Consider the following 379-nt stretch of genomic DNA (forward strand, 5'->3'; position numbering starts at 1 on the left):
ATCTGTCTAGATATGGCAAGTGGTGGGCCTGAGTGGATTCGAACCACTGACCTCACCCTTATCAGGGGTGCGCTCTAACCAACTGAGCTACAGGCCCAACTCGCCATGCCCGAACAGGCCATAAATGGCCGCAGGCGGCGTGAGCCAGCTCAGGCAGTACAACACAAGCCACGCTTGCGTTGATCTCCAGGATGAAGGGACATGAGGACGACGGCATGTTCTTAGAATTGTACGAAGCTCTTCCACACTCAAGGTGCGGCGCTTTCGGCCAAATCCTTAGAAAGGAGGTGATCCAGCCGCAGGTTCCCCTACGGCTACCTTGTTACGACTTCACCCCAGTCGCTAAACCCACTGTGGTCGCCTGCCTCCCTTGCGGGTT

At 56.5% G+C, this 379-nt stretch carries 1 tRNA gene and 1 rRNA gene; both read right to left on the reverse strand.

The features are described 5' to 3' along the window. Window positions 1-20: 20 nt before the first annotated feature. Window positions 21-97 (reverse strand) — tRNA-Ile (locus ACYPYD_RS06295). Window positions 98-280: 183 nt separating this feature from the next. Beyond that, window positions 281-379 (reverse strand): 16S ribosomal RNA (locus ACYPYD_RS06300); the annotation flags it as partial.

The organism is Novosphingobium sp. 11B, assembly GCF_054589055.1.